This window comes from Agarivorans sp. TSD2052, assembly GCF_023238625.1.
Classification (GTDB): Bacteria; Pseudomonadota; Gammaproteobacteria; order Enterobacterales; family Celerinatantimonadaceae; genus Agarivorans.
This window is the reverse complement of the sequence record NZ_CP096670.1, coordinates 3,700,654-3,723,272: the sequence shown is the minus strand read 5'-3', so window position 1 is coordinate 3,723,272 and position 22,619 is coordinate 3,700,654. Positions and strand designations below refer to the sequence as shown.

22 protein-coding genes are annotated in these 22,619 nt (G+C 44.9%); 15 read left to right on the top strand and 7 right to left on the bottom strand.

Translation table 11 applies throughout. From position 1 onward, the window contains the following. Positions 1–3 precede the first annotated feature (3 nt). The 11 genes from M0C34_RS16920 (at position 4) to rimI (ending at position 10,577) form a co-directional block, all read left to right on the top strand. The gene (locus tag M0C34_RS16920; RefSeq protein WP_248712850.1) at positions 4–630 is read left to right on the top strand and encodes an ATP-binding cassette domain-containing protein; all 627 of its coding nucleotides are present in this window, start codon (positions 4–6) and stop codon (positions 628–630) included. Positions 631–818: 188 nt separating this feature from the next. Then, a complete protein-coding gene (locus M0C34_RS16915) occupies positions 819–1,112 on the top strand; it encodes a c-type cytochrome (RefSeq protein ID WP_248712849.1) in 294 nt (97 codons plus the stop codon). Positions 1,113–1,269: 157 nt separating this feature from the next. Then, a complete protein-coding gene (gene dnaB / locus M0C34_RS16910; RefSeq protein WP_248712848.1) occupies positions 1,270–2,688 on the top strand; it encodes a replicative DNA helicase in 1,419 nt (472 codons plus the stop codon). Positions 2,689–2,694: 6 nt separating this feature from the next. Then, positions 2,695–3,774 (top strand): alanine racemase, encoded by a 1,080-nt coding sequence (alr, locus tag M0C34_RS16905; RefSeq protein WP_248712847.1) that lies wholly within the window; start codon positions 2,695–2,697, stop codon positions 3,772–3,774. 168 nt (positions 3,775–3,942) lie between these two features. Next, the gene (locus M0C34_RS16900; protein WP_248712846.1) at positions 3,943–4,548 is read left to right on the top strand and encodes a peroxiredoxin; all 606 of its coding nucleotides are present in this window, start codon (positions 3,943–3,945) and stop codon (positions 4,546–4,548) included. A 213-nt stretch (positions 4,549–4,761) separates the two neighbouring features. Further along, positions 4,762–6,684 (top strand): alkaline phosphatase D family protein, encoded by a 1,923-nt coding sequence (locus tag M0C34_RS16895; protein ID WP_248712845.1) that lies wholly within the window; start codon positions 4,762–4,764, stop codon positions 6,682–6,684. A gap of 295 nt (positions 6,685–6,979) precedes the next feature. Then, complete coding sequence (locus M0C34_RS16890) at positions 6,980–7,672, top strand: SDR family NAD(P)-dependent oxidoreductase (RefSeq protein ID WP_248712844.1); 693 nt, start codon at positions 6,980–6,982, stop codon at positions 7,670–7,672. A gap of 255 nt (positions 7,673–7,927) precedes the next feature. Further along, positions 7,928–8,755: an HDOD domain-containing protein gene (locus M0C34_RS16885; protein WP_248712843.1), complete on the top strand. Its 828-nt coding sequence runs from the start codon at positions 7,928–7,930 to the stop codon at positions 8,753–8,755. A 72-nt stretch (positions 8,756–8,827) separates the two neighbouring features. Beyond that, entirely contained in the window at positions 8,828–9,700 is an 873-nt protein-coding gene (rluF, locus tag M0C34_RS16880) for a 23S rRNA pseudouridine(2604) synthase RluF (protein ID WP_248712842.1), read from the top strand. Positions 9,701–9,753: 53 nt separating this feature from the next. After that, positions 9,754–10,140: a DNA polymerase III subunit psi gene (locus tag M0C34_RS16875; RefSeq protein ID WP_248712841.1), complete on the top strand. Its 387-nt coding sequence runs from the start codon at positions 9,754–9,756 to the stop codon at positions 10,138–10,140. Beyond that, entirely contained in the window at positions 10,113–10,577 is a 465-nt protein-coding gene (gene rimI, locus M0C34_RS16870) for a ribosomal protein S18-alanine N-acetyltransferase (RefSeq protein ID WP_248712840.1), read from the top strand. Before M0C34_RS16875 ends, rimI begins: the two co-directional genes overlap by 28 nt. A gap of 13 nt (positions 10,578–10,590) precedes the next feature. On the opposite strand, the gene M0C34_RS16865 is transcribed toward rimI, so the two are convergent. From M0C34_RS16865 to M0C34_RS16850, 4 genes are all read right to left on the bottom strand, one after another. Continuing rightward, complete coding sequence (locus M0C34_RS16865) at positions 10,591–11,907, bottom strand: MipA/OmpV family protein (protein WP_248712839.1); 1,317 nt, start codon at positions 11,905–11,907, stop codon at positions 10,591–10,593. Then, positions 11,891–12,463, bottom strand: coding sequence for a thioredoxin family protein (locus M0C34_RS16860; RefSeq protein WP_248712838.1), 573 nt, complete (start codon positions 12,461–12,463; stop codon positions 11,891–11,893). The genes M0C34_RS16865 and M0C34_RS16860 overlap by 17 nt, the downstream gene beginning before the upstream one ends. A 446-nt stretch (positions 12,464–12,909) precedes the next feature. After that, on the bottom strand, positions 12,910–15,144 hold the full coding sequence (locus tag M0C34_RS16855; RefSeq protein WP_248712837.1) for an endo-1,4-beta-xylanase: 2,235 nt from the start codon (positions 15,142–15,144) through the stop codon (positions 12,910–12,912). A 251-nt stretch (positions 15,145–15,395) separates the two neighbouring features. Further along, the gene (locus tag M0C34_RS16850; protein ID WP_248712836.1) at positions 15,396–15,587 is read right to left on the bottom strand and encodes a DUF2986 domain-containing protein; all 192 of its coding nucleotides are present in this window, start codon (positions 15,585–15,587) and stop codon (positions 15,396–15,398) included. A 160-nt stretch (positions 15,588–15,747) separates the two neighbouring features. On the opposite strand from M0C34_RS16850, the gene M0C34_RS16845 reads away from it, so the two are divergent. Both M0C34_RS16845 and eutC read left to right on the top strand, forming a co-directional pair. Further along, positions 15,748–17,082: an ethanolamine ammonia-lyase subunit EutB gene (locus tag M0C34_RS16845; protein ID WP_248712835.1), complete on the top strand. Its 1,335-nt coding sequence runs from the start codon at positions 15,748–15,750 to the stop codon at positions 17,080–17,082. A gap of 3 nt (positions 17,083–17,085) precedes the next feature. Beyond that, on the top strand, positions 17,086–17,919 hold the full coding sequence (gene eutC / locus M0C34_RS16840) for an ethanolamine ammonia-lyase subunit EutC (protein ID WP_248712834.1): 834 nt from the start codon (positions 17,086–17,088) through the stop codon (positions 17,917–17,919). 54 nt (positions 17,920–17,973) lie between these two features. On the opposite strand, the gene M0C34_RS16835 is transcribed toward eutC, so the two are convergent. The 3 genes from M0C34_RS16835 to M0C34_RS16825 are packed head-to-tail and all read right to left on the bottom strand — an operon-like array spanning position 17,974 to position 19,868. After that, a complete protein-coding gene (locus tag M0C34_RS16835; protein WP_248712833.1) occupies positions 17,974–18,693 on the bottom strand; it encodes a tellurite resistance TerB family protein in 720 nt (239 codons plus the stop codon). Between the two features lie 24 nt (positions 18,694–18,717). Beyond that, positions 18,718–19,392 carry a Bax inhibitor-1/YccA family protein gene (locus tag M0C34_RS16830; RefSeq protein ID WP_248712832.1) on the bottom strand — a complete coding sequence of 225 codons (675 nt, stop codon included), beginning with the start codon at positions 19,390–19,392 and terminating at the stop codon, positions 18,718–18,720. Beyond that, positions 19,389–19,868, bottom strand: a complete 480-nt coding sequence (locus tag M0C34_RS16825) for an HPF/RaiA family ribosome-associated protein (protein ID WP_248712831.1) — start codon at positions 19,866–19,868, stop codon at positions 19,389–19,391. Before M0C34_RS16825 ends, M0C34_RS16830 begins: the two co-directional genes overlap by 4 nt. A gap of 121 nt (positions 19,869–19,989) precedes the next feature. Here M0C34_RS16825 and nhaR point away from each other — a divergent pair, with 121 nt between their 5' ends. Both nhaR and M0C34_RS16815 read left to right on the top strand, forming a co-directional pair. Continuing rightward, positions 19,990–20,880, top strand: a complete 891-nt coding sequence (gene nhaR / locus M0C34_RS16820; protein ID WP_248712830.1) for a transcriptional activator NhaR — start codon at positions 19,990–19,992, stop codon at positions 20,878–20,880. Positions 20,881–21,053: 173 nt separating this feature from the next. Beyond that, the gene (locus M0C34_RS16815) at positions 21,054–22,427 is read left to right on the top strand and encodes a leucine-rich repeat-containing protein kinase family protein (protein ID WP_371923086.1); all 1,374 of its coding nucleotides are present in this window, start codon (positions 21,054–21,056) and stop codon (positions 22,425–22,427) included. Positions 22,428–22,619 lie beyond the last annotated feature (192 nt).

Here is a 22,619-nt window from a genome sequence, read left to right as displayed (position 1 = left end):
GTATTGCTAACAATCAACAATTTTAGCCTGCAGTCAGCTGAACAGCGATTAATGGCTGACATTAACTTAAGCGTGGCGCCAGGAGAAGTGTTAACCATCATGGGGCCCAGTGGCTGTGGCAAATCTACTTTTTTGGCGGCTATTGCAGGCACCCTAGATGCTACATTTAACTGTAGCGGAAACATATTATTGGCAGGGGTGAATATTATTGATTTACCCCAAGCCCAGCGACAAGTGGGGATATTGTTTCAAGATGACTTGCTGTTCCCACATTTTAATGTAGCGCAAAACCTTCAGTATGCTTTAGCCAAGTCACAGCAGGCCGATGCTAAACGGATTATTGCTCAGGCTCTGATGGATGCGGGTATGCAGGGCTATGAATTGCGTGATATAGCGAGTCTCTCTGGTGGTCAAAGAGCCCGAGTTAGCGTATTACGTAGCTTATTGGCCCAGCCAAAACTGCTGTTACTGGATGAGCCATTTAGCAAGTTAGATAGGCCTCTGCGTAAACAATTTAGACAGTTCGTAAAAGAGAGAATTGAGCAACTTAATATTCCCGCTATCTTGGTTACCCACGATCGTGACGATAGCTTACAGGGAGCGCCTGTAGAATTGTTTAGCGGTGTTTGACGTTCTTAGTATTAAGTATTCGTTGATATTTTGCCGCAGTAGCGGGTTAAGCATATACTCTCAATGAGCCAAGCTGTTGCTGTTTAGCTTTATTTGATAAGCTAAAGTTACCTGAGGCTTATTGTTGTGGAGCATGGGCTACAGGGCTCAATTCATGGGATTTATAAATAACAATAATGAGGACGAAGATGAACAAATTGATACTTGCTATGGCAATGTTACTTCCGTTTGTTGTATCAACCGCTAATGCGGCTCCAGCCAAAGCGCCTTTGTGCGCAGCTTGTCACGGTGCTGAAGGTAAAGCGATGATACCGGGTTATCCCCACCTAGCTGGTCAGAATGAGCAATATTTGATTTCTTCTTTGAAAGCTTATAAAGACAAGCAGCGCAATGGCGGCCAAGCGGCAATAATGCAAGCCCAAGCTGCGGCACTCAGTGATGCTGAAATCGCAGAGCTTGCGGCTTACTTCTCAAAAATGTAAGTCATTCTCTTTATCACTAGGCCAGCCTTGAGCTGGCTTTTTTGTGGCGCGAGATCACAGTGTTTTAATAAGCAGCATCACAACAAAATGTTACTTGGTGTCATCTCCATAATCCCGCATAATAGGCGCCAGTAAAAGACAACCGCAATGATAGATTATGGCAGCCACAGCGCCCCCTCGTAAATATAAAGAGAAAGACAAGAAGCCTAGAGACTCTCAGGTAGATCAGCTGAAAACACCTCCTCACTCCCTTGAAGCGGAGCAGGCGGTACTAGGCGGTCTGATGCTGGACAACAATGCTTGGGATAACGTCGCCGAGCAAGTGGTTGAGCAGGACTTCTATCAGCGCGCTCATCAATTTACGTTTGCTGCTATGACTCGCCTTGCAGAGGCTGGCCAACCGATCGATTTGGTGACCGTTTCAGAAGAGTTAGAGCGACAAGAGCAATTAGAAGATATCGGTGGTTTTGCTTACTTAGGTGAAATTGCCAAAAATACACCGAGTGCGGCGAACATTCGAGCCTACGCCGAAATTGTGCGAGAGCGAGCGGTGACCCGGGAATTGATTGCGGTAGCCAATGAAATTGCTGACAGTTGTTATGAGCCGGCAGGCCGTAAGAGCAGTGATTTATTAGATTTTGCCGAGAGCAAGGTGTTTAAAATTGCTGAGTCGCGGGCTAACGCCAACGAAGGCCCAAAAGAAGTGAAGGGTCTATTAGCAGCAACCATTGATAAAATTGAAGAACTATATAAATCGCCGAACGACGGTGTAACTGGTGTCTCGACTGGTTTTGCTGATTTAGACAAGAAAACAGCAGGCTTGCAAGGCTCCGACCTAATTATTGTTGCTGCCCGTCCATCGATGGGTAAAACTACCTTTGCGATGAACTTATGTGAATACGCAGCAATGACCCAAGATAAACCCGCTCTGATTTTTAGTTTGGAGATGCCCTCTGAGCAAATCATGATGCGGATGTTGGCCTCGCTTGGGCGAATTGACCAAACTAAAATCAGAACCGGCGCCCTAGATGATGACGATTGGGCAAGATTATCTTCTACTATGGGTCTTATGGCCGAAAAATCTAAGATGTATGTGGACGACTCCTCTGGCTTAACCCCCACCGAAGTTCGCTCTCGCGCCCGTCGTGTGGCGCGAGAAGAAGGCGGGCTTAGCATGATCATGATTGACTACTTGCAACTGATGCAAGTGCCGGGTCTTAGCGACAACCGAACCTTAGAAATTGCCGAAATTTCTCGCTCGTTAAAATCTTTAGCAAAAGAGCTAAACGTGCCGGTAGTCGCTCTTTCACAGCTTAACCGTGGTTTGGAGCAGCGGGCAGATAAACGCCCAATTAACTCAGATTTGCGTGAATCAGGCTCAATTGAGCAGGATGCCGATCTCATTATGTTTATTTATCGTGATGAGGTATACCACGAAGACTCCGCGAATAAAGGCATGGCAGAGATTATTATCGGTAAGCAGCGGAATGGTCCTATTGGTAGAATTGCACTGACCTTCCAAGGCCAGTTCTCTCGCTTTGATAACTGGGCGGGTGAATTTTACGATGACGAATAAAGCTTAATGAATATAGCTAATGCTGCCGTGTCACTATCGGCACTCCAGCATAACTTAGCAGCGCTGCGCGCTTTAGCGCCAGCCAGTAAAGTGTTGGTGGTGATCAAGGCTAACGCTTATGGGCATGGCATGTTGCAGGTAGCTAAATGCTTACAACAATATGCTGATGGCTTTGCGGTTGCGCGCACGAATGAAGCTTTAACGCTGCGACAAGCGGGTATAAACAGCAAACTATTAGTCTTGGAAGGATTCTTTGACGAAGCCGAAGCATTGATATTAGCCAGCAATGATATCTCTACGGTTATTCATAGTGAGCAGCAATTAATCCAATTAGAAACACTCAGGCTGCCAAACCCTCTTGATACCTGGATTAAGCTAGATACAGGAATGCATCGTTTAGGTTTGTTACCCGAGCAGTTTACCGCGCTGATGCCTCGCATAGAGGCTTGCCACAACATTCAAACTAAGCCTACTTTTATCAGTCACTTTGCTTGCGCTGATGAGATTGAACATCCACTGAATCGTAAGCAAATCGCTGAGTTCAATGATCTCTGTGAGGGTTATGATGTCGAAGCATCGCTAGCTAATTCTGCTGGCATTTTGTTGTGGCCAGACTCACACAAAGATTGGAATCGACCTGGTATCTCTATTTACGGGATATCGCCGCAGATTGACAATACCGGCAAGGATCTTAACTTACTGCCGGTGATGACTTTGCAATCCAATTTGATTGCTGTTCGTGAGCATCCTAAGGGTGAAACGGTGGGTTATGGCGCCACCTGGCAAGCAGAGCAAGATACTCGCTTGGGCGTGGTGGCAATGGGTTATGGTGATGGCTACCCTCGAAGTGCCCCTAGCGGTACACCGGTTTGGGTTAACGGGCGTTTAGTCCCTATTGTTGGTCGCGTATCGATGGATATGTTATGTGTTGATTTAGGCGCTAAGGCCACTGATTCTGTAGGTGATAGGGTGGTACTATGGGGGGCCGAGTTACCGGTGGAGACGGTAGCAAAAGCAGTAGGAACCATCGCCTACGAATTGGTCACTAAACTTACCTCACGAGTTCGATTAAGTTATATAAAGTAGTATTTACAAGTGCTTGCTTTTAGGCTATTAATTGGGTGCTGGTTTATTAATCTATTATTCAATAGGTTTTAACTATCAAACTGATTGATTATAACAATTCGTTTGTTCGATGAAATTAGCGCATTATTTGTAGCGATATTGATAACCCAAATTAACAAGGAATACGAAATGAGTGTTTTAGTTGGTCGTCCTGCTCCAGACTTCACTGCCGCAGCTGTTCTAGGTAATGGCGAAATTGTTGATAGCTTTACGTTAAGTGAGCATATCAAGGGCAAAGCCGCAGTAGTGTTCTTTTACCCACTAGATTTTACTTTTGTTTGTCCTTCTGAGTTGATCGCTTTTGACCACCGCTTTAAAGATTTTCAAGAGAAAGGTGTTGAAGTGATTGGCGTTTCTATTGATTCTCAATTTTCTCACAATGCATGGCGTAACACTGCGATTGAAGACGGCGGTATCGGCCAAGTTCAATACCCGCTAATTGCAGACGTTAAACACGAAATCTGTAAAGCCTATGATGTTGAGCATCCTGAAGCGGGTGTTGCATTCCGTGGTTCTTTCTTGATTGATACTGCTGGTGTTGTTCGTCACCAAGTAGTCAACGATTTACCACTAGGCCGTAACATCGATGAAATGTTGCGTATGGTTGACGCATTAAACTTCCATGAGAAGCACGGCGAAGTTTGTCCTGCACAGTGGGAAGAAGGCAAAGAAGGTATGGATGCTAGCCCTGAAGGTGTTGCTAAGTACTTATCTGCAAATGCTGAAGGCCTATAAAAAGGCGTTAATTTTTACTGAATACGAAGCTCGCTTTTAGCGGGCTTTTTTTATGCCCTAAATCTCGCTTTTATCCCGATTGTCAAATAGACCGTGAGCCCTTAAAAGGTTGTTTGCGCTTAGCAACTGTACTGATATTGGTTTTTTCGCATAAGCTTATTGTGGGTGGTGGCTTGATTGCCCCCCTTTCGAGCATAGGAGATTTCAACAATCATGAATCAATCCGAATTAGCTTTAGTATTAGCAGGGCCTATTTTACGTCGCGTATCTCAACATCAAGTGGGTATTTGGTTGGCTACCTCGCAAGCCGTTTCGTTGAGTATTCGCTTTTGCCCTGAAGACCAAGCTGCGATTGAGCTTAATCCGGAGCAGATAGATGACTCAGTGCACACGCTCAAAGCAGGCGAAAACATTTACTATCACTTGTTAGACATAACACTGGCGCTGGCCTTACCCTTAGAAACATGGATTGCTTACGATTTACGGTTACAGGTAGATGGCAAGCGAGAATGGCTTTGTTGGCAAGACTGGGCGCCAAATTTGGTGTATCCAGCATATTCATTGCCTGGTTTTAGGGTACCGGGTAGGGTCAAAAACTTACTGCATGGTTCTTGTCGTAAGCCCCACCATAATAGCAGTGATGGTTTGGTGAGCGCTGATGCATGGTTGGCTAAAACACCACCACAAGAGTGGCCTAGTTTGCTAATGATGAGCGGTGACCAAATTTATGCTGATGATGTAGCTACGCCGATGTTGCTGGCGATTCACCAGTTGATTAAACGTTTGGGCTTTAGCATTGAGAGTTTCAGTGATGCCGTTATTAATGATAGCCAGCAACTGCACAATGATGAGCCATACTATTTACAACGACAACACTTGTTACCGCGCGACTCGAATCAAGAGGGGGCCTATAAGGCTCTGTTTTCAGGGGTGAAAAAGCCTATATTTACCTCTGATAATGCTAATAATCATTTGATCTCTTTGGCAGAAGTCTTAGCCATGTATTTGTTAGTGTGGTCGCCCAGTGTATGGCAAAACATAGATTTAAGCCCGCCCGAAGATTTGTTGTCAGAACATCGAGATAACTACCTTAAACAGCAGCAAGTTATCGCGAAGTTTTCAAAGGGACTCGCTAAGGTGCAGCGGCTAATGGCGCATTTACCTTGCGCCATGATGTTTGACGACCATGATGTGACCGATGATTGGAATTTGACGGCCGCTTGGGAGCAAAGCGCCTATGGTCATGCCTTTTCTAAGCGGATTATTGGTAACGCTTTATGTGGATACTTCATTTGCCAAGGTTGGGGGAATGCGCCAGAAAACTTCTCAGCGGAATTGCTTGCTCAGGTACAAGCTAGCCTGGCAAAACCCGGCGAAGACGCCCATTTGGCAATTATCGATGATTTTCTTAGCTTCCCTCATTGGCACTATCACTGGGATACTCAGCCAAGCTTAATCGTGTTAGATACACGAACCCACCGTTGGCGCTCTGAGCGTAATCTAGCCTCGCCGTCGGGGCTGATGGATTGGGAATCTTTAACCAATTTACAACAGCAGTTGCTTGGTCAAGAGGCGGTAATAATGGTGTCACCCGCGCCGGTTTTTGGGGTGAAGTTGATAGAAGTGATTCAACGGATATTTACCTGGTTTGGCAAACCCTTGTTGGTGGATGCTGAAAATTGGATGGCTCACCCAGGCTCAGCCAATGCTTTATTAAATTTGTTTCGACACCCTAAAACCCCTAATCATTTTGTTATTTTGTCAGGGGATGTGCATTACTCTTTTGCTTACCGAGTCGAATTTAGAGGGCGTCATCGTGGACCCGATATATGGCAAATAACCAGCAGCGGTATTAAAAATGAATTCCCAGCAAAGCTGTTGGATGTGTTTGATCGGCTCAATCGTTATTTGTATTCGCCTAGATCGCCGTTAAATTGGTTTACTAAGCGTAGACGGATGAAAATCATACCTCACCGTCCGCAAGGCGCAGCCCGTGGAGAGCGTTTATTAAATGCCGCTGGTATTGGTTTGTTAAGGCTAAACGCCGACGGCTCACCCAGTGAGGTATTACAATTAGTTGAAGAGGGGAAGGTGATTGCCTTTGAGTTAGAAGAGCAAGCTGCGCGCTGGGAATAGCGGCAAAATAGTATGGTGAAGCCTAGCTAGTGATTGAGCGTGCAATGCTGAGTTATCCGCGGGGTTTAAAGCGCGTCGTGGGCTTGTCTGCTGTGAACTCTCAGCGTATTTGTTCAGTTGTAAGCCACTATTGGTGAAAGCTTGTTTCATCTTTTGAGCGAAATATTTAGGCGGGTTCAAAGTTTACTCGATTGCTAATAGCTTCGCTCTGTAACAAGGCCAATTAGGTTTAAGATTACCCACTCGCTGTGCTCATTTCCGAGTGCTTATGCCTAGCCGTAACAAAAGGTGAAAAATGCAATTAAAAGATAAATGGGCGCTAGTCACTGGCGCAAGCCGCGGTGTCGGCTTGCGCGTTGCTAAAGCCTTAGCTGCCGAAGGCGCTAAAGTTATTGTGCATAGCCGACAATTAGATAGCTCTAGAGCGGTGGTTGAACAGATTGAAGCAGCTGGTGGGCAGGCTGTCGCGGTTGCGGCTGAGCTGTCGAAACGCGCCGATGTGCAGCGTTTAATTGCCGAAGTAAACACAATTACTGCTGCTCACTTGGCTATTTTGTATAACAATGCCGCAATCATGACTCCGTGGTCTGATACTTATCAAGTGAGCGCAGACGACTACGCAAACAGTTTTGAGGTTAACTGCATTGCCCCAGCCAAGTTATGTGATGCCTTTATACCACAGATGATTAAACACGCCTTTGGTCGAGTCGTGAACGTGACCTCGGGCATTGCCGACCAACCACAGTTAATGGCCTACAGTTGTTCAAAAGCTGCCTTAGACCGCTATGTTCGCGATATGTTACCTAGCATCAGTGGCACTGGAGTGGTGATGAGTCTGATGGACCCTGGATGGTTACAAACAGATCTAGGCGGTGAGCAAGCACCTAATCATCCTGATTCCGTGATCCCTGGAGCGTTAGTGCCTATTTTACTGGCCAGTGATGCGCCAAGTGGTCAGCAGTATAATGCCCAAGATTACGCGCAATAGAATGGGCTAAACCTATACGGATATCAGGGGGGAATTTGCAATCCCGCCATTTAGTTGCTTTATTGCTACTAGATGGCGTTTTTTTGTCTAAACTAAGCTCAGGTGCGTAATTTGATTACTTTACCCTGCCTTTACATGCTGATATGTTGGATATTTAAGCTGTCGGGTTGCAGGACTGCGCCTAACAGATTTTACTTTACATAGCCCTGAGCATTTTAGGGAAGCGAGTGAACGCTTTCTTATTTGGAGGTTTGGATGACCGAACGAGAATTGCTGTCCCGTGTTAACGAACTACCTAGAATATCTCAAGTGGTACAAGAGCTGGTTGATATGCTTAATCACCCAGACTGCGAATTTTCAGCACTAGCCAAAAAAATCGCGATGGACCAAGTGATTAGTGCTCGAGTACTCCGTTTATCTAATTCTGCGCATTTTGGTCGAAGTAGAACCATTGCGTCAATTAATGAAGCGGTTATCCGTTTAGGATTAGCTCCTTTAAAGACGATGATCGTTGTTTCTTGGCTTACCGGCGCTTTCCCCAAAGTTAAAAACCTTAACTTGCGTGATTTTTGGTGTGATAGCTTTGAAATCGCCACTATTGCTAGCAAAATGGCAGAAAAGCTGTCGATCGATTCAAATGAAATGTTTACCGCAGGGATCCTCCATAATATAGGCGATTTGATGATTTATACCTTGGTGCCAGATGTCGCCAATGAGATAGCGATTCGTCAGGCCAAAGGGGAAGACCGGATTGCTTTACAGCAAGAATTATTAGGTATTAGTTACGATAAATTAGGTGCCGAGTTGGCTCGTCAGTGGAAGTTTCCGCCTCGTCTGGTTGATGCTATTGAATTTCACATCACGCCTGAACAAGCAAAAATAGAACCGCTTCGAGCGTTTATATTGCATTTTTCTTGCCAAATCCATCGTGACTGGGATGCACTAGAGAGCGAAGCCGCAAAAATAGACTATTTTGCCAGCCACGCCAATACTGGACGATTGGTTTTACCCTCATCTTTTTACCTTACCATTGATAAAGTGCGAGGGCAGGGGCGAGAGATGGCGGTACAAATGACCGCTTAAACCGATTAAGCGTTTAATAGCTGACGGCGTTTATGTTTTAATAGGCGGGTACATTAGCTAGCGGAACCCCCTGTGACCTCATCAAATGAAAAGCGCCTAAATAAATTTATCAGTGACTCTGGATTTTGTTCGCGCCGAGAAGCCGACAAATTAATCGAACAACAACGAGTAACGATTAACGGACAAAAGCCCGAGCTGGGAACAAAAGTTCAAGTTGGAGACAAGGTCGCGGTTGATGGGAAGCTAATTAAAGCGATTGCCGGTAATAAATCAGACCGTGTTTATATTGCCTACAATAAACCTGTTGGCATAACCAGCACCACCGAGCTGCATGTTAAAGGTAATATGATCGATGCCATTGGACATAAACAACGTATTTTCCCGATTGGTCGCTTAGACAAACCTTCTGAAGGTTTGATTTTTCTCACTAGTGACGGCGATATAGTGAATAAGATCCTACGTGCCGAAAATGCCCATGACAAAGAATACGTAGTAACCGTAGATAAGCCCTTAAGTGAGCGTTTTGTCGAGCGAATGTCTCGTGGTGTACCGATTCTGGATACTGTTACTAAGCCTTGTAAAGTAAGAGTTAATAGTAAATTTGTATTTACCATTATTCTCACTCAAGGTTTAAACCGACAAATTCGCAGAATGTGTGAGTACTTGGGTTACGAAGTGACCAAACTGAAACGTACTCGGATCATGAATGTACGTTTAGATAATTTAAAACCGGGCCAATGGCGCAACCTCACTAGCAGTGAAATGGCCGAGATTAATCAAGCGGTCGCCCACTCAAGCAAAACCGCTCCTGAGCTAAAGCCCGCTTCTGAAAAAGTCATTGTTGTGAATAAGAATGCCACTCAGCCGAGGCGTAACAAATTGCAACAGGCCCAGGCTAAACGCAGTGGTAAGCCGATTTTGAGCTTAAAGAAAAAAGCCCCTTAGCCTTTGCTTAATGTAGCTGGAGAGAGTGATGTTCCTTTATTTGGGCCTTCTTGATGATCGATAAACAAGCGCGAAGCTATTTAGCTGAAATGGGCATTGATGTTTGGCAAACCAGGCCTACAGTTGCGAGTAAAACTATTACACCACTGCCTGCATGGCCTTTAGTGATTGTGGTTGAGCCTTTAGTGCTACAACAGCATCAAGATCTATTTAAAGGGATCGTTGCAGCAATGAAGCTGGAGTGGGAGGCTATTTGCTGCGTCAGTCAGCAACATTTCCCACAAGGATACCAAGGCTGGGTTTTATGGGCTGATGCCAATACACCGCCTGCGGCTCATCCACATGTATTACAGTGTGATCCCGAATTGTTGGCGTCAGATCGCCAAGCTAAACGTGTTTTATGGCAACAAATATGCACTCAGATCCTAGCCCCCAAATAAGCCCTTTGTCAGTGATGGATGTACCGGCGATGCTAAATATCGAGCAGCAGGCCCATACCCATCCTTGGAGTCGTCAGTTGCTAAGTAGCAATTTTGGTGGTTTATACCGAAACGTAGGTTTATGGCAACAAAACCGACTACTGGCTTATATTATTTTGCGAGTTGTAGCCGGTGACGCTGAGCTGATTAATATTGCCGTAGACCCTGAATACCAAGGTCAAGGTTTAGGCAAGCGCTTAATCTTAGAAATGCTTCAGCTGGCTAAGCAGCAGCAATGGCAGCAAATACTGCTAGAAGTGAGACAAAGTAACCATGTAGCTCAAGCTTTGTATACCAATGTTGGCTTTATTGAAATAGATCGGCGCAAAGCCTATTACCCTTGCAGCGAGCAAGGGCGAGAAGATGCGTTAATTATGCAGTTGTTCTGCGTTGACTAGGCTGAACACTTATTTACCAATGCCACTGAAAGTGCAGACCTTGGTAATTACTGCCGCCTTTAATCCGACCAAACAACGATGAATTTTCGAAAATGCCTGAGCGGTGGTGAATGTTATAACCTAGCCACATGTTTTCCATTTCAGGTTTTCTAAATAAATCACCTAAGTTTAAGTCAAGCGAGAAGTCCAAATAGTTAAGCAGCTTACTTGGCTTGTAGCCTTTACCGTCTTCGGCTAACTCTGACTCTTCAATATAGGTAATATTTGTGGTGTAAGATAAACCTTCAGCCACACCAAAACGCCAGCGCAATGGCCAAGTAAAGGTGTAGTAAGCCTTAAACGCCACAATGTATTCTAAGATAGGTTCTTGCACCTCAGAGCTGTGGTGATAAGCCAGACCCGGAGTGAGGTAAACATCAATTGGGAACCCTAATAAAGTCTCACTCAGTAGGTGACCATAGAAAATAGAACTTAACTGATTATTGTACTCATCTTTCTCTGCGTTAAACCTAATGATTTCACTTAAGTTAGAGGGAGTAGCCCAAGCATGAGAAACCCGTAAATAGCCTTTCGGCCAGTCACCTGATGTTGTTTGGTATTGTTTATTGAAAAAACTTATACCTAAGAAGGTCTCTAGCTGAAAATCTTGATCGATAATCTCAACTTTTTGGGTTTCTTGGCCAAAGTAGGTACCACCAACACGGCCTACCAAATAGAAATCGCGCCAGACTCGATAGCGCATATTGATTCCCGCTTTCAAATCGATATCGGCTTGAGTTTCAAATAGCTCCAGCCCATAGTAACGAGTATTGTAGTCACTGCTTTTTAGGTGGGCTGTCGCATAAGGGGCAAAATACCAATCTTTATAATATTTTTGCCATGTTAGCCCAAGGTTGGTGTGAAATTTACCGGTATCATCACTCAGTAATTCTACGTTAAATGAATAATCTGGTTTGAATCGCCATTGACTACGCACGCCGTAATCAATGCCATCTCCGCGAATTTGGTTTTGATAATCTGCTGGAATATCAAAGAAGCGATAGCGGCCCATGAGGGCAATATCGAAATCATCTTCTTTCCATAATTTATAACCGGCTTCTAAACCATCTAAATAAACCCGATCGCCTTTGTAAAAAAGCAAAGGCACTATATCGGCTACGCTATTGGATTCAGATTGAAAAGGAATGGTGGCGTTGCGAAAACCAAAGGCGATGCCCCAATCGTTATTCATCGGCCCTTCAAGCATTTTACTGGCGGAGCTAGTAAAGCTTATCGATAACAATGCGGCGAATAATAACTGAGTGATAATTAATTTAAGGCGGTGCTTCACCGATTGTTTCGTCCATGTTAGCGGCTTCTCGTGCCAATATTGTCGCACGGCTCACCGATAAACTAAAGCTCGCTTCAGATAAGGGCATGAAATTACCCTTTTTTAATGTTTGTTGCGCTACCCATATTTGGTTCATCTCAAGCACCAAATAGCTAGAGATTGGATATTCTTCATCAAAGATAACAAACATGGAGGGGTAGGTATAAAGCTTAAAGCGAGCGGCAAACTGTTCGTGTCGCCGGTCAGTATCGATATTCACCTGCACTTTTACGTGGTCTTTTAGTAACGTTTTTATCTGGGGATTATTAAGATAGTTCTGCTCAAATCCGATGCAGCGCTGGCAAGCTTGACGGCGTAAATAAAGAAAAACCGGTCGCTGGGTCAGTTTAGATTCACGAATTGCCGCATGATAACCGGATATGTCAAATAGCCAGCCATCTTTAGCGCTGACCCCACGGTCTTTAACGTGATAAATGAAAATATAACTCAGCGCTGCACCGCCAAGTGCAATTAGCAACAGGCTAAAGACGACCTTTTTAATCGGTTCTAAGCGCATTAGTGGATAATCCTGCCTGTCATTATTGCTCGTGAGTGGTAACAACCTTAACTAAGTTATCGGCTTAATTGTAGTAAGCTTTAATGACGTGAGTAAACCTAAGCGTAATGACGGCTTTTGATAATCTTAACTTACGCCTGTTGTAATCGTGGTTCAGGCTCTAAAGCTTAGCTGATGCTTTGGGTAGGCGAGCATTGATACTGTCGGTGATGTCCTTTCCCTTTGTCATTGAGACTATGCTTACATTGTTAATGCTGGTGCTAACTGCGCGATGAGCCGTGAAATTCATGGCACTAGTGACTGCCATTTTTAGCGCGCTTTTATCAATTTTTAGGTTTCATCCATAAATCACATTATTGGCCGGCAGAGGCAAACTTTTAGAGAACAATGAAAATAAAAAAGCCCTGTAAATACAGGGCTTGGTTTAAGCAGGTTTTAGCAATATTTTATTTACTAAACTCAAGTACTGTTAACTGCTCACCCAAGTAGGCGGTGTTGTTGCCTGGTGTTGGGTAAAGCTGAGCACTACGGCTGCCATCATCGTTGTCGGCTAGCGCGATGTTCCAGTCAATGCGTTTACCTTTTAGGCTGTCAACCGGCAGTTCAATAGCAAATTGCATAATTGTACCGTCTTCATTCCAGTTAGCTACCCGCTTACCTGGGAAGGTGTTTTTCTGGAAGTCTTGGCCGACAATGCTGCGTAACTGCACGAACTCTTCACCAACTTTAATAAAGATTTCTATGTTGTCAGCTTGCCAATCGTCGCCGCTAGTAACTGTTTTGCTGTCACGACGATGTACTACGCCATACAAGGTGTTACCAGAGTAAGCCACGCGCCAGCTGCCACTAATAATATCTTGGCTTGGAGGCGTTTGGTCTGCAGAGTTTAGCTGGTTAAAGGCAAACGGATAGTGATAAGCATTGGCCCATTGTGATGGGTCAAATGCGGTATTGGCATCTAGACCTTCTACAGGCTCTGCTTTGAAACTGACAACTTGGCCTTTTAGCTTGTCACTGATTTCGGTGTTTTGAGCAGTAAAGAATACCTCACCAAAATCGTGTCCTTGCCAACCGTTGTTAGTACCAGGTACAGGGTACAGTTGAGCGTGGCGACCAGCATCGGAGCCTGCGTCATTATCAGCTAACGCAATATTAAAACCTAATGTCGTACCTGATAAGGTATCGGTTTGCTTAGGTGTGATTGAAAACTCTAATACCGTACCGTCTTCGTTCCAGTAGTTTTTGATATCGGCTTGGAATGCAGTAGGTGCAAATTCTTCACCAACTAATGCGCGAATTTGCGCAAACTCTTCACCAAAACCTAGGAATACTTCAACAGAGTCGTTTTCCCATACTTGAGCTTTATTACTGATCACCGTTTTGTCGTCTTTACGTTCTACGCGCCCATACAAGGTGTTGTCGTCGTAAAGTAAGGCAAAGCGACCCGAAATATTACTCTCTGCAGGTAAGGTTAAATCTTTACCACCCAATTGGTTATAGGCAAATGGGTAAAATACCGCATTGACCCATTTTGCAGCGTCACCGTCTAAGGGCATTGCCTGCTTGGCTTCATTACTAATAAAGGCTTCAAAGCGACGACCTGTGTCAGCCATGGGTGCAGGTGGCTCCCAATCAAACTTACCTTGGGCTTTATCGGCGAATACTTTGTTTACGGCTAAATAAGCGGGTTTCTCTTTATATTGCTTATCAAACATTAGGCCATGGTCGTAACCTTTAAACCAAGATGGGATCCAACTGTATTTATCAGTAATACCCCAAGTGGTTAAAAAGTTAACGCTATCGTAGTAGGCGGTAAGTTTGGCCAAATCTTCATACATATTGGCTTGCTGTTGCAAGGCACGGTCTGTCGCTTCACCTTGGATTCGAATATCAATTTCGGTGAAGTGAAATTCTAAACCCAGTTCCTGAATGCGCTCGATATTAGCGGCAATATCGGCCACGCGAGGTTGAACACTCGCGACGAAGTGAGCTTGCGTACCGATACCATGAATTGGCACCCCTTGATCTTTCAATTTTTTCGCTAAGCGGTAGGCTGCATTGGCTTTAGGGCTTTTACCTTCGGTCGAGTAGTCGTTGTAAACTAAAATAGCATCAGGGTCGGCTTTGTGAGCAAATTCAAAGGCTTTGGCGATGTAATCTTCACCTATGGCGTTGTACCAAATGGTTGGCCGCCAGCCTCCGTTATCATCTAAGGCTTCGTTTACTACGTCCCAGTATTTCACCTTGCCCTTATAATGGCTAACCACTGCAGTGATATGCTCTTCCATGATTTTAAGCATTTCTTCTTTAGAGAAATTGCCTTTTTCTAGCCAGTCAGGGTTTTGAATGTGCCATACCAAGGCGTGGCCACGAACGGTCATATTGTTCTGTTGGGCAAAGTCGACCAGTTGATCTGCTTTGTCAAAGGTGAATTGACCACGCTCTGGCTGCAGGTAGCTCCATTTCATTTGGTTTTCTGGGGTGAGCTGATTGAATTCGCGCGCTAGCGTTTCGGCAAACTGCTTATCTTGTAGATGACGGGTTTCTAATGCTGCACCAATAAATGTTTTTTGGTCTTTGACCAAATCACGAAGGGGTTCGGCGTTTACTTGTAATGCACACAAAGCCGCTGCGAGTGCAGCCACTTTAATCAGTCCTGTTTTAAATGCATGCTGTCGCATGAGTCATACTCCTTAAACTATTTATAGCTTCGGAGCTACTTTAGCCTTCCATCATTATAAGTAGCACTGCGAAACTTAATAATGGGATTGCGAAAACACACTAATGTGAACTGTTTCAAATTTGTAAACAAACTGATGAAAAACTTCTATTTAATAGATGCTTAGTTTAGTTGTGTAATGCGTTTTTTATCAGGTAAGACATTTCGCTAAGAGGGAAATAACAGGCTGGAATCGAAAAAACGTATTATATTTTAGTCTTTTGTCGCGCCTTCTTCGGCATCGGCTGGCTCTACTTGGCTTAAGTTTGCTACTGCTTTTTCTGCTTCTAAGGCTGCGCGTTCGGCTTTGGAAATGTAACGAGGTTTATTGCTTTTTTGATTTTTAGCATTCATTTTTTTCTGCTTTTTCTTCAAGGTGTCGTTTATTTTCTTCTTACGATTCATAGTATTTATCTCCGCACACTTGCTTGATGGCTCAGAGCATAGCAAATTTCTGTTTTAGCTGCTCAGTAAGTTGAGTATGAATAGGTTTAGTCAATTTACCCTAGCGCTTATTAAGTCATTGTCGTTATAGTCGTACACAAGCTGGTAAATGGATCTGTCGATGAATACTCACACTCCGCTAGGTAAATTTAAGTATCGATATCAATTGGGTAAGCAAAGTTATGGTTTTCATAATTTAGCCGACTTGATGGCCGAGTTGCCGCTTAAGCAATTTTTGCAGGAACCCTTAGTGCCCTACGAGCGCGATGAGGTAAGTCGCCTAATTATTGATGAGCATAATGCTGAGGCTTTTTTAGCGATATCCCATTTTACCGTGGGGGATTTTAGAAATTGGCTACTGAGTGATCAGGCAAGTAGCGCAATGCTGGCGCAGGTCGCCGCGGGTATTACTCCTGAAATGGCCGCCGCGGTGAGTAAAATCATGCGTAATCAAGATTTGATTCTGGTGGCTAAAAAATGTCGAGTGGTTACTGCTTTTCGCTCTACCATAGGGTTAGCGGGGCATTTTTCCACGCGTTTACAACCTAATCACCCTACCGATGATGTCAGAGGTATTGCCGCGAGTATTATTGATGGCCTAATGTATGGCAGTGGTGATGCAGTAATAGGCATTAACCCTGCTAGCGATAATGTGGCACAAACGGTTAAGCTGTTACATCTCATAGACGATGTTCGAACTCACTATCAAATTCCGACCCAAAGCTGCGTATTAACCCATGTGACGAATACAATTGAAGCTATAGAACAGGGCGCACCGGTTGATCTGGTATTCCAGTCAATCGCGGGAACTGAAGCGGCCAATGCTAGTTTTGGGCTTAATCTCGATTTATTAGCCCATGCGCAGCAAGCTGCATTAAGTCTTCAGCGTGGCACCGTGGGCAATAACCTCATGTATTTCGAAACCGGCCAAGGCAGTGCTTTGTCGGCCAACGCTCATCATGGCTTAGACCAACAAACTTGTGAGGCAAGAGCCTATGCGGTTGCACGTAAATTTGATCCTTTATTGGTTAATACGGTCGTAGGTTTTATTGGACCAGAGTACCTATACGACGGAAAACAAATCACTCGAGCTGGCCTCGAAGACCATTTTTGCGGCAAATTGTTGGGCTTACCGATGGGCTGTGACGTCTGTTATACCAACCACGCTGAGGCTGACCAGAATGACATGGATAACTTATTAACCTTATTGGCGGTGGCGGGCTGTAACTTTGTGATGGGAGTACCGGGATCTGATGACATTATGCTTAATTATCAAAGTACGTCTTTTCATGATGCCTTATATATTCGGCGTGTATTGGGGCTTAAACCGGCGCCTGAGTTCGATAGTTGGTTGCAGAAAATGGCTATCAGCAACGCTGGGCAGCCGTTTAGTTTACAAGACCAGTTGCCAGCAGCGTTTAGCCAATCTTTAATCGAACTCTCTCAGCGAAGGTAAGCAATGACTAAGCAAAAAAACATAACAACCGTCAAACAGGACGACTGGCATGAGCTTAAGCAACTTAGCGATGCGCGTATCGCCTTAGGGCGAGCAGGAGTAAGTTTACCGAGCCAGCATCAATTAGCCTTTCAATTGGCCCATGCTCAGGCACAAGATGCGGTGCATTATCCTTTAGCGTTGGCCGAATTAACGAGCCAACTAGAGGATGTGTTTACTGATTCAGCCCACAGCATTATTAGTTTGCATTCTAAAGCCACCGATAGAGCGAGGTATTTACAACGGCCCGATTTAGGCCGCCGTTTAGATGCTGATTCAGTTAAACAGCTCGAGTCTGTCGCGACTAAACAGCGTGTTGACTTAGCCATCGTGATCGCCGATGGTTTATCAGCTTTAGCGATATCACAACATGCTTGCGCCTTCTTAGGTTGCCTATTTGAGCGATTTGAGCAAGATCCACAAGCTTGGACATTGGCGCCTGTGAGCATTGTGCAGCAAGGGCGGGTGGCGATTGGCGACGAAATAGGTCAGTTGCTTAATGCTGATGCAGTATTGGTTTTGATTGGTGAGCGCCCTGGTTTAAGCTCGCCCGACAGTATGGGCTTATACATGACTTGGCAGCCAAAGTTAGGCTTGAGTGATGAAGCGCGAAATTGTATCTCTAATGTAAGAACTGCCGGTCTAAGCTATCAGCAGGCGGCCAACAAACAATATTATTTATTGGCTAAAGCCAGATCGCTGAAGCTATCAGGCGTTGCACTTAAAGAAGATTATCAAGCGGAGGCATTGGTGAACTCGAGCCCGACCCAACTGGCTTCCAGTGAAGAAGATAGTTGAAGCTTGACGCAACAACTAGCTACTAGCTTCCTTGCCGGTCATCTAAATGAATATTTACGCAGCTTGACTTAGCGCCTGCTGGGCTTGTTGTTGCAGTTGCTCGGCCAAATCGAAAGGTAAGCGTAGCGCATACGCCAAGCTATCCAGATGGGCTTGTTCTGTCGCTTGGTCTAAATCGATAGCAAAGCAAGAGATTAAGTACAGTTCTGACTTTTGCTCAATGCTTGCTGCACTAGCGGCCAATTCTCCCACTGATACCGGATTGCGCATTAGTTCAAACAAGGTGTTTTTTGTTTCATTGCTTAAAGCCATTTGCTCGACCGCATCAAAGATCCGCTGTTGCTCTATTTCGTCAATATGCCCGTCGGCCTTTGCTGCTGCTATCATGGCCTTGACTAAAGTTAGCTGAAAGTCATCGCTCAAGGTCGCTGGTGAGCTAAAACTCGCCTCGTTAACTTGGCTTAGGCTCGTGCTAGAGTGGCCTTGGTCTGAGGGCTTTGACTGCTTCTTCCAATTACTGAAGGCGCTATAAGCTAAGCCGCCTAGCACTGCTGCACCCCCATAGGTGGCCGCTTTACCTGCCACTTTGCGTGCAGATTTATTACTCACCAGTAAAGCCATTAGCCCACCAGCCGCCGCGCCGCCCACTAATCCACCAGGTATATTGTTAGTGATTGAGCCCAGCACGCCGCGTTCACTTCCATTTTGCTGATTTTGTGGGGAGCCCGATGGCTGCCCTCCCATAAATTGGTTTAATAGATTTTTAATCGTCATTACGGTATCTCCTCTCGCTGAGTATTAGTCATCGCCGTTTAGGAAGCCAAGAATATGCAGCAAGCTCGTGAACAAGTTGAAAATAGCGACAAACAGCGAGGTGGTCGCCATGATGTAGTTGGTTTCTCCACCCTGAATAATGTTGCTAGTTTCATACAAGATTAAGCCAGACATAAGTAAAACAAACATGGCCGAGACACCTAAAGACAGCGCAGGAATAGCAAACACTATTGCCCCTATGCCAGCAAAAAATGCCACGATAATGCCTACCATTAAGAACCCTCCCATAAAGCTGAAGTCTCTTTTGGTAGTAATCGCGTAAGCTGATAACGATAAGAAAATTACCGCGGTGGCTACCATTGCTTGGGTTACGATCATGCCACCATTAGGCATGCTTAAATAAGCGGTTAATATTGGCCCGAGCGTTAAGCCCATAAAGCCAGTTAGGGCAAATACACAGACTAGGCCCCAGCCACTATTACGGCATTTCACAGTGGCATAGAGTAGGCCGAAATAGCCCACCAAAGTGATTATGATGCCAGGATGCGGCAGGTTTAAAGCCATCGATAGTGCAGCACTGGCACCACTAAATAGTAGAGTCATAGATAACAAGGTATAGGTATTGCGAATTACCTTGTTACTCGATAGCGCTGAGCCTCCCGCTTGTAGAACTGCATTGGAGAGCGGTTTGGTACTCATCTTGTTTCTCCTTCTTTAACTTCATCTTGGTGTTCTTCCGCGAACTCAAATAGCTGTTCGTCGATTCCTCCATACTCTGAGAACTCGTTATCCAAAGGGTCGGTTTCTTGATGTTCGTCGTCGTAGTCTGCCGAGCTAAAACTAGGGGCTCGTAAGGCTTTATTGCGCATGCGGGCAATGCGCCGAGTCACCGAGCGACTGGCTCGGCTAGCTGCTCTATCTATAGCTACGTAAAGCTGGCTTTGAATGTCTTCGATTACCACATCTGCTTGACCCGCTAATTTGACCAGTATTTGACAGCGTTTGCCGGCAGCGCCTTTGGCTTCTTTACTATCGGAAAGCTTTACCGCAATGCGCATGATGTTGTCGTATTGGGAGCCCAGCGCGAAGTTAATGCGCCGGCGAATGTACTCTTGTAAAGAGTCACCTAAGGGGAAGTGTTGGGCGTGCATATCAATTTTCATGGTGCCAGGCATAATTTGCTCCTAGGTCATTCAGGGTAATTTGAGTCACGAGCCTCTACCTTAATAGTCTTTGATACTTAGGTATACTCGAATATACTTTCCTTATGGTTCGTAAAAAACGAAGTATTTACTGATGCTTAATTACAAACACCTACATTATTTCTGGGTAGCAGCAAAGCAGGGCGGTATTGCTCGAGCCAGTGAGTTATTGCACATCACGCCGCAAACCATTAGTGGTCAAATTAGCTTATTGGAGCAGCATTTTGGGGATGCTTTGTTTCGCAAGGTAGGCCGAAACTTAGAGTTGACCGAAACCGGTCGTCTAGCCTTGAGTTATGCCGATGAAATCTTTTCGTTAGGTGATGAGTTAGAAGATGCGCTTCGCAACGGCCCAGCCGAACGACCGCAAGTGCTTAAAGTCGGTATTGCCGAAGTGGTGCCTAAAACCATTGCTTACCGTTTGTTGGCGCCAGCCTTACATTTATCGGACTCAGTGCGAATGGTGTGTAAAGAAAACACCCTGCAAAGCTTGTTGGCAGAACTGGCACTTAATCGTTTGGACATAGTATTAGCCGATGGCCCTGTACCGCCGGGTTTAGGTATTAGAGGTTTTAACCACTCGCTGGGTGAAAGCGGGATCAGCTTTGTGGCCGTGCCTGAGTTGGCCGTTACGCTAAAGGCTAATTTTCCCGCCAGTTTAGATGGCGCTCCCTTACTTATCCCGAGTGATATTAATTTGCTGCATGTGCGTTTGTTGCAATGGTTTGATAAACAAAATATTCACCCGCTGGTGGTGGGAGAGTTTGACGATAGCGCGTTAATGAAAACCTTTGGGCAAGCGGGCATCGGTGTTTTTACAGTACCTAGCGCCATCGCTGATGAAGTCGTTAGTCAATATAATGTTCAAATCATCGGCAGCACTAACGCTGTGCGCGAACAGTTTTTTGCTATTTCGGCTGAGCGGCGTATTTCTAATCCTGCCGTGGTGGCTATTACTGAGTCTGCAAGAGAGTGGTTAAAGTAGGCCCGCAACCACAAAGCGCTGCTCGAAGGTCAATGCGTGCTTAACAACAACGCTATAGGATTGCTATGGCTGGTTTGTCTTCCTTATCCACCGTTGTGTTAAATAGCCGCTTAGGCCTTGTAGGCCTTTCTTCGTTGGATGTTCTGCCGTATTATTAGCGCCCTTTATTGGTAATGGTTAAGTTTATTTTGTCGAATTCAGCTACCCTACAGCAACTACGTGCTGGCCAACTTATTGGCATTAAACGCCTCCAGTTAGCTGAAGGCTTAAAGGTATTCCCGCCCGAAATATTCACCTTAGCGGATAGTTTAGAGATCCTTGATTTATCTGATAATCAGCTGAATGACTTACCCGATGATTTACCTCGCCTAGTAAACTTAAAAATTCTATTTTTGTCGAATAATTGCTTTGAGCATATTCCTGGTGTTTTACAGCATTGCCCTAAGCTAGAAATGATAGGCTTTAAAGCGAATAAAATCAGCCAAGTAGCAGAGGGGTGTTTGCCGGTAAACACCCGATGGCTAATTCTCACTGATAACCAAATTAGTCGTTTGCCCAACTCTATGGGCCAGTTAAGCCGTTTACAAAAGCTGGCTTTAGCCGGTAATAAACTGGCAGAGCTGCCAAGTAGTATGGCGCTGTGTCGTAGTCTTGAGTTAGTACGTTTGTCTGCTAATAGCTTAAGCGCTTTGCCCGATTGGTTACTGCAGCTTCCTCGTTTAGCGTGGTTAGCTTTTGCTGGGAATCCTTTTAGTAGCAAGAACTACACCGATAGCCCGATGCGCACAGTGAATTTTGCCGATCTTGAGTTAGCTGAGCAGCTTGGTGAAGGAGCCTCGGGTTTCATTTATAAGGCGCGTTGGTTAAACCAGCCGTTGGCGTTAAGTGGTCTCAGCAAAGAAGTTGCAGTAAAGCTGTTTAAGGGAAATGTAACCAGTGATGGTTATCCAGAAGATGAACTTAAATGCTGCTTAACGGCAGGCGAACATAGCAACCTAATTAAGGTGGTGGCGCAAGTCAACGAGCCTGGAAAAATGGCCTTGGTGATGGAGCTGATCCCTAGCGATTTTTACAACCTAGGTTTGCCGCCTTCTTTGCAAACTTGTACTCGAGACACCTTTGAGCCAGTCACTCAGTTTTCGCTAGAAATACTGATGAAAGTGATCGGGAATATGGCTAAAGCCTTGCACCACTTGCATTCTAATCAGGTGAGCCATGGTGATGTATATGCTCATAACACCATGTTAAACCAGCAGGCAGAGCTATTGTTCGGTGACTTTGGTGCAGCATCGCATTTGGCAAATTTGCCAGTTTTGCAGCAAGAAGCGATGCAAGCAGTAGAGGTGCGGGCGTTTGGCTGTTTGTTAGAGGATATGTTAATCCATACCAAAGCTACTAATCATGCAGACCAAGCGCTAATCGAGACGCTGGTAGAGCTGAAAGAAGATTGTATGCAAAGTAATTTGAGTTTGCGCCCTAAGTTTGCTGAGTTAATCACCACACTTGAAAATATCTCCAGTAAAATCGCTGAGCTGCCTAGCCATTAGAGCCAACCGTAAACTGTAAGCTTTAAGTCGAAAGCTGTCAGGTTTAATTGGGTTTGGCAGATGAATGGTGTTAACGAAAATGGTCGATTTAGCTAACACCATGGCAATCAATCATTTTTGTAGACTTTTTTAGCAATATTAATAAAGTCCATTCTATTAATATGGATAATTGAATTACACTTTAAGGTAATT